The organism is Brooklawnia sp. (assembly GCF_032229645.1).
GTDB lineage: Bacteria > Actinomycetota > Actinomycetes > Propionibacteriales > Propionibacteriaceae > Brooklawnia.
Map to the genome: position 1 here is coordinate 26092 of NZ_JAVTWX010000116.1, position 5921 is coordinate 32012.

Genomic DNA, 5921 nt, shown 5'->3' on the forward strand with positions numbered 1-5921 from the left:
ATAGTTGCAGCGGCTGCCGGTCTGCACGGCCCGCCCGTCAGCGGCTGCCGAGAGTAACGGACGCTGCCGGAAGTTCGCTAGCCAACGCGCTTTTCGGTAGTCGCTGTCAGATCTTAGATCCGGTGGGGCGTCGTCCGCCCGGCTCAAGCGTGCGGGCTGCTCAGATCTGGTAGTCGATGACCACGGGCGCGTGATCGCTGATCCGAGCCTCATAAGAAGGCTCCTTGTCGGTGCCACCGGTGGTCGCCAGCTTTGCCAGGCGTGGCGTCGCCAGTTGATAGTCGATCCGCCAGCCGGTGTCGGAGTCGAAGGCCTTGCCTCGCCAGCTCCACCACGAGTAGGGTCCATCGGCGTCCGGATGCAGCCGACGCATCACGTCCACCAGGGTACGTGGCGAGACGATCGAGGCGAACCATTCGCGTTCTTCGGGCAGGAATCCGGCCGACTTCTGGTTGCCGCGCCAGTTTCGCACGTCGTAGCGTGTATGCGCGATGTTGAAATCGCCCATCACGAGGTATTCGCGACCGCGCGCCGCAGCCGCCAGCCTTGCCCGCTTCAACTGCCTGGCGAAGCCGGCCAGGAACGCCATCTTGCGTTCGTAGCGCAGCTGCGCGCCCCGCGCGGTGGCGGGGTCCCGCGGGGCGAGTGGCGAGTCGCCCTTCGGCACGTAGACGCTGGCGATCGTCAGTGGTGCCGAGGCCAGGTCGACCTCCAGATAGCGGCCTTCCGCGACGAACCCGCGCAGCTCCCGCGCCAGCGTGACGTCTTCGGTCACCTCAGCGAGCACGGGCACCTGCCCCGGTGCCCAGGACAGGGCATGCGGGCCCCAGGCGCGCACCGCTGCCACCGGTTCGCGGGTGAGCACTGCGACTCCGTTGCGTCCGGCCAGCGTCCCGGGATCGTAGGCGACGTGATAGTCCCCGAAGGCCTCAAGCGGCAGCTGATCGGGTGCGCAGCGGACCTCCTGCAGCGCGATGACGCTCGGCATGCGCTCGTCGCGCCATCCTGCGATGCCTCGCCGCTGAGCTGCCCGGATCCCGTTGACGTTGTGTGTGGCGATGCGCATGGCGCCACCATAGACGAACGCACCCGAGTCTAAGCTCGCAGACGTGAGCAACAGACCGGCCAGTCGGGCACGCCGCAAGACGGATTTCCGCGACCGTCCCGCATGGATAGCGGTGATCGGCTGGTGGACGGCGGTAGTGCTGGGAATCGTCGCGATTCTGCTGCTCAACAGCTGGTTGGCGGACGCGACTCGGATCGCCGCCCAACGGACCGGTATCTGGCTGGTCGGTTTCGCCGCGCTGGCGGCACTGGTCGGCTGGGTGGGTAGCATCGGCTCGGTACTCAAGGACGCCGGACGAGTGCGCGCCGGGGCAGCCTGCCTGCTCGCGATACCTCTGGTCAGCGTACTGGTGGGGATCATCGCGGTCTCGTCCACCGTCGAGCAGCCGACCGATCCGCTGCCGGTGCTGTGGACGATCGTCTGCGCACTGCTGCTGTTCGTGGGCACGCTGCTGATCGTGTTGCCGGAGCATCTCGGTTCGTGAGTTGGCAGGGTTGGTGGTGTCCGGCTCCGGGCCGAAACCATCGATGCGATCCCCAAGCGCTGTCGGTGCGATGTGGAAGGATCGGCAGATGAGCATCGAAACGGTGGAGGTCGGCGGCACGATCCGGCTCGGACAATTCCTGAAATATGCGGGCATTGCCGAATCGGGTGCGCACGCCCGCGAGATGATCGAGGCCGGTGACGTCGAGGTTGATGGTCAGACCGAGACCCGGCGGGGCCGTCAGCTGCACGGCGGCGAGGTGATCACCGTGATCACCCAGGCCTTTGAAACATCGGTGCGGGTGGGCTGAACTGGAGGGTGCCATGAGCTTCTGGGACATCGTGGGGCAGGGCGCGGCGGCGATCTACAGCCTGGTCACCCTGGGCCTGGTCACGCTGCTGGTGGCACGAACAAGCAAGCGAGTGCTGGGTATCCAGGTCTCGGTCGTCCGCGCGCTCCTCGTGGTCATCGTGATCTTCGGCGCGCTGGGCCCGCTGGTCGTCCACTTCAGCGAACGCGCCGATCTGAGCGGTACTTCGACGTCCGATATTGTTGCGCTCACAGTAGTGATGGTCGGGCTGGCGCTCGGGGTGTTCGCTCTCGGAATGCTCGTGCTGATGGTGCTCGAAGTGATCATCCCGACCGGCTCGACGCCTCCGCTACGGGTGCTCTTGACCGGTTGGGGTGCGCGGTTCCGCAGAACCAGACGCTACTTGCAGATCATGGTCATCTTGTTCAGGCGGGGCTTGACCGCTCCGCTGCGCGGCGTGCTGAACGTCGGGCCGAGCACCGCAGAATCAGTGCGGTTGGCCATGGAGGATGCCGGGGTCACCTTCGTCAAACTCGGACAGCTGCTGTCGACCCGAAGCGATCTGCTTCCGCCGGAGTACATCGGCCAACTGTCGAGGCTGACCAGCGAGGCCGAACCCGAGTCCTATGAGCTGGTGCAAACGATGCTGGAAGAACAGTTGGGCGATCAGCTTGGCAGACTGGATGTCGACCCCACGCCGCTCGCCTCCGCCTCGCTCGCGCAGGTTCACGCGGCGACATTGGACGGCGAACGGCAGGTTGTCGCCAAGGTGCAGCGAACCGGCGCCCCTGAGCAGGTTGCCATCGATCTGCAAATACTGCGCCGCCTCGCCCTGACCTTGGACCGCAACGCGGAGTGGGCGCGCAAGCTGGGCGTCAGCGAGATAGTCGGCGGCTTCGCGGATTCGGTTCACGACGAACTCGACTTCACCGTCGAGGTCTCCAATATGGAGTCGCTGCGTCCGCGGCTGGTTGCCGCCGGGGTGCGGGTGCCGGAGGTGCATGGCGAGTTGTGCAGCGAGCGCGTGATCGTGATGGAGCGCTTCGACGGTGTGCCGGTCTCCCGTGCCGGCGAGATCATCGCGGCGATGTCTCTGCGGACCCGCGAAGAATCGGCGACGGTGCTGCTGAAGGCGGTGCTCGGCCAGATCCTCGATCAGGGTCTCTTCCACGCCGATCTGCATGCCGGCAATGTGCTGGTCTGGCCGGACGGAGCGGTCGGCCTGCTCGACTACGGTTCGGTCGGGAAACTGGACGCGACCGCCCGGCGCAACCTCGGTCTACTGCTGTGGTCGGTCGATTCGGACGATCCGGCGCTGGCCACCGACGCGGTGCTCGAACTGCTCGATCACGATGGCCGGCTCGACGAGCACGACCTGCAACGGCAGTTGGGCACGATCATCACGCAGGTGCGCGCCGGAGCCGCCGGCACCACCTTGGCCTTCTTCACCCAGCTGCTTCGGCTGGTGCTCAATGAGGGCATGAGCGTACCGGGCAATATCGCGCTTGCGCTCCGCTCGCTGGGCGCGCTCGAAGGCACGCTGAAGCTGCTCAACCCGTCCCTGGACCTTATCGAGACGGCTCGGGATCAGGCTCGCGGTGTGATCGGAGATATCGGGCCCCAGGGAGCCAAGAAGCAGATCGCGAATCAGGCGGTTCGGTTGGTGCCGCTGGTCAGTCACCTGCCGAGGCGGATCAACCGCATCACCGAAGACCTCGCGTCCGGACGATTCACGACGCACACCCGCGTGGTCTCGCATCCCGACGATCAAGCCTTCCTGACCAGCCTGGCCAATCAGGTGGTGGTCGCGGTCCTGGCCGGTTTCGCGGTGATCGGCGCGATCTTGCTGGTGACCGCTCCGGGCGGCCCCCAACTCGATGGTTACCGGCTCTTCGACATCCTCGGATTCCTGCTCGGCTTCAGCGGCTTCATCCTTGCGCTGCGCAGTGTTGCGATGGTCTTCGGCCGCCGTGCCTAGCCTGAGTCCACCGATTTTCCGCCTGCTGCGACGGCGCCCATCGGTGGATTCAGGCCTAGCCTCACATGGTCGGCGGTACCCCCGGGCGGTGGCCGCAGGGGCTGCAGCGACGGTCAGCGGTAGTTGACGAACTGCACCGCGAACTCGAAGTCCGCGTCCTTGATCAGCTTCTGCACCTGCTGCAGGGCGTCGCGCGACTTGGAGCTCACCCGCAGCTCGTCCCCCTGGATCTGCGCCTTGGCGCCCTTGGGGCCCTCATCGCGGATCAGCTTGGAGATCTTCTTCGCGTTGTCCTGCGAGATGCCGTTCTGCATGTCGGCGGTCATATGCCACAGCTTGCCCGACAGCTTCGGATCGGTGGCCTGCACAGACTTCAAGTCCACGCTACGACGCACGAGCTTCGTCTGAAAAACATCCCAGACCGCCTTGACACGTTCCTCGCTGCTGGCCTGCATGGCGATCTGATCGCCCGACCACTCGATGGACGCATCGGTGCCCTTGAAGTCGAAGCGTTGCCGAACCTCGCGGGCGGCCTGGTTGAGTGCGTTGTCGACCTCCTGGCGGTCGACCTTGCTGACGATATCGAAGGAACTGTCTGCAGCCATGCGTCCATCCTGCCCGAAAGGCCCCGGTTATGACATCTTGGCCAGGGTCTGCTAACGTCTTTCTTCGCTGGTTGGCGTCACGGCAGCTTGCCCGAGCGGCCAAAGGGAGCGGTCTGTAAAACCGTCGGCTTCGCCTACGATGGTTCGAATCCATCAGCTGCCACCAGTGTGAAGAGAACCTCCGGTCAATCGACCGGAGGTTCTCTTCGTGGGGGTGCTTGAACTGATATTCGCCTAGTCGGTGTAGTGAGGCGTGGTCGCCAGCTCCTTGGCGATCTGGGCGGCCAACGCCACATTGCGGCGGTAGAGCTCGGTGTTGAGCCGGTGTGCCTGGCCGTGGGTGGCCTCCTCGAAGGTCGCCAGCAGGATCTGGGTGTCGTCCGAGTCACGCTCGGGCAGATGCGCGGCGATCTCGATTGCCTCGCTGACTCGTGCCTGGAAGTTGTCCATCTCAAGGTCTGCAGGGGTCGGATTGGCGATGACCAGCGACTGACCGAGGCCGAGTTCATCGCGGGCCCGCGCGATGTCTGCGATCTCGCTGGCGTTCTCCACGCGATAGTCCACCTCGTATCCGGTGTCAGCCAGATACATGCCGGGGAACTGTGAGGTGTGATAGCCGAGCACGGGGATGCCCATGGTCTCCAGCCGCTCCAAGGTGGCCGGGACATCCAGCATCGGCCGCACGCCGGACGTCACCAGCACCAGCGGGTGGGTCGACAGCGCCATCAGATCGCTGGACTCCTGAATGAGGTTGCCCCGCTTGCTGGCCCGGTGGACGCCGCCCAGGCCGGTGGTGGCGCAGACCTTGATGCCGGCGCGATGGGCCAGGTGGACGGCCGCAGCAAGATTCGTGCCGCCGGTGAGCTTGCGGGTCTCGACGATCGGCAGATCGCTGATCGATACTCGGATAGCCCCTGGCTCGTAGGCCACGCGCTCGAGTTCCTCGTCTGTCAGGCCGATCACCGCGTCGCCGTCGATGGCCGCGATCGCGGCCGGGATGACGTCGGACGCCAGGATCTCTTCCTGCACCGCTCGCATGGTCTCCAGATTGAGTGGGCGCGGCATCGAATGCGTGATGTTGGCGGTTTCGAGCGCGAGCACCGGGTAGCCGTGGTCAAGGGCATCGCGCACCAGGGGGCTGTAGCGGATGGTCACCAGATCCTCCAAGATCGTCGGCGGGGGCGAGAAAGCTCTCCCTTGTCATTCTCGATTCTTGCGCAACTGTCAAACGTGCGTTCGACCATCCTCCGATTTGATACTTGCGGGAAAGGACGATAAGTTATCTCCTCGGCTGGCCCCGATAGCTCAGATGGTAGAGCGCGTCCTTGGTAAGGACGAGGTCTGCGGTTCAATTCCGCATCGGGGCTCCGTTGATCTCGGGGAGCTCCGCTACCGCAGCAGGGCTAGAATCCGAGTGATACGCAGGGCGGGATAGCTCAGGCGGTAGAGCAAGCGGCTCATAATCGCTGTGTCGCGGG

At 65.1% G+C, this 5921-nt stretch carries 6 protein-coding genes and 2 tRNA genes; 5 read left to right on the forward strand and 3 right to left on the reverse strand.

The window, feature by feature from the left end:
• Positions 1 to 160: 160 nt before the first annotated feature.
• Positions 161 to 1066: an exodeoxyribonuclease III gene (locus AAFP05_RS08605; protein WP_341729447.1), complete on the reverse strand. Its 906-nt coding sequence runs from the start codon at positions 1064 to 1066 to the stop codon at positions 161 to 163.
• 43 nt (positions 1067 to 1109) lie between these two features.
• On the opposite strand from AAFP05_RS08605, the gene AAFP05_RS08610 reads away from it, so the two are divergent.
• The 3 genes from AAFP05_RS08610 to AAFP05_RS08620 all read left to right on the forward strand — a co-directional run bounded on the left by AAFP05_RS08610 (position 1110) and on the right by AAFP05_RS08620 (position 3838).
• Positions 1110 to 1550 carry a hypothetical protein gene (locus AAFP05_RS08610; protein WP_341729448.1) on the forward strand — a complete coding sequence of 147 codons (441 nt, stop codon included), beginning with the start codon at positions 1110 to 1112 and terminating at the stop codon, positions 1548 to 1550.
• 88 nt (positions 1551 to 1638) lie between these two features.
• A complete protein-coding gene (locus AAFP05_RS08615; RefSeq protein WP_341729449.1) occupies positions 1639 to 1860 on the forward strand; it encodes an RNA-binding S4 domain-containing protein in 222 nt (73 codons plus the stop codon).
• 13 nt (positions 1861 to 1873) lie between these two features.
• Positions 1874 to 3838 (forward strand): AarF/UbiB family protein, encoded by a 1965-nt coding sequence (locus AAFP05_RS08620; RefSeq protein ID WP_341729450.1) that lies wholly within the window; start codon positions 1874 to 1876, stop codon positions 3836 to 3838.
• Between the two features lie 113 nt (positions 3839 to 3951).
• On the opposite strand, the gene AAFP05_RS08625 is transcribed toward AAFP05_RS08620, so the two are convergent.
• Positions 3952 to 4443 (reverse strand): YajQ family cyclic di-GMP-binding protein, encoded by a 492-nt coding sequence (locus AAFP05_RS08625; RefSeq protein WP_341729451.1) that lies wholly within the window; start codon positions 4441 to 4443, stop codon positions 3952 to 3954.
• A gap of 81 nt (positions 4444 to 4524) precedes the next feature.
• On the opposite strand from AAFP05_RS08625, the gene AAFP05_RS08630 reads away from it, so the two are divergent.
• Positions 4525 to 4609: transfer RNA gene (locus tag AAFP05_RS08630), tRNA-Tyr, on the forward strand.
• Positions 4610 to 4677: 68 nt separating this feature from the next.
• On the opposite strand, the gene AAFP05_RS08635 is transcribed toward AAFP05_RS08630, so the two are convergent.
• Positions 4678 to 5598 carry a pseudouridine-5'-phosphate glycosidase gene (locus tag AAFP05_RS08635; RefSeq protein ID WP_341729452.1) on the reverse strand — a complete coding sequence of 307 codons (921 nt, stop codon included), beginning with the start codon at positions 5596 to 5598 and terminating at the stop codon, positions 4678 to 4680.
• Positions 5599 to 5737: 139 nt separating this feature from the next.
• On the opposite strand from AAFP05_RS08635, the gene AAFP05_RS08640 reads away from it, so the two are divergent.
• Positions 5738 to 5810 (forward strand) — tRNA-Thr (locus tag AAFP05_RS08640).
• The last annotated feature ends 111 nt before the right edge of the window (positions 5811 to 5921 follow it).

Coding starts and splice junctions, on each gene's coding strand:
- AAFP05_RS08605 (WP_341729447.1), bottom strand. CDS start 1,066: ATGCGCATCGCCACACACAACGTCAACGGGATCCGGGCAGCTCAGCGG.
- AAFP05_RS08615 (WP_341729449.1), top strand. CDS start 1,639: ATGAGCATCGAAACGGTGGAGGTCGGCGGCACGATCCGGCTCGGACAA.
- AAFP05_RS08620 (WP_341729450.1), top strand. CDS start 1,874: ATGAGCTTCTGGGACATCGTGGGGCAGGGCGCGGCGGCGATCTACAGC.
- AAFP05_RS08625 (WP_341729451.1), bottom strand. CDS start 4,443: ATGGCTGCAGACAGTTCCTTCGATATCGTCAGCAAGGTCGACCGCCAG.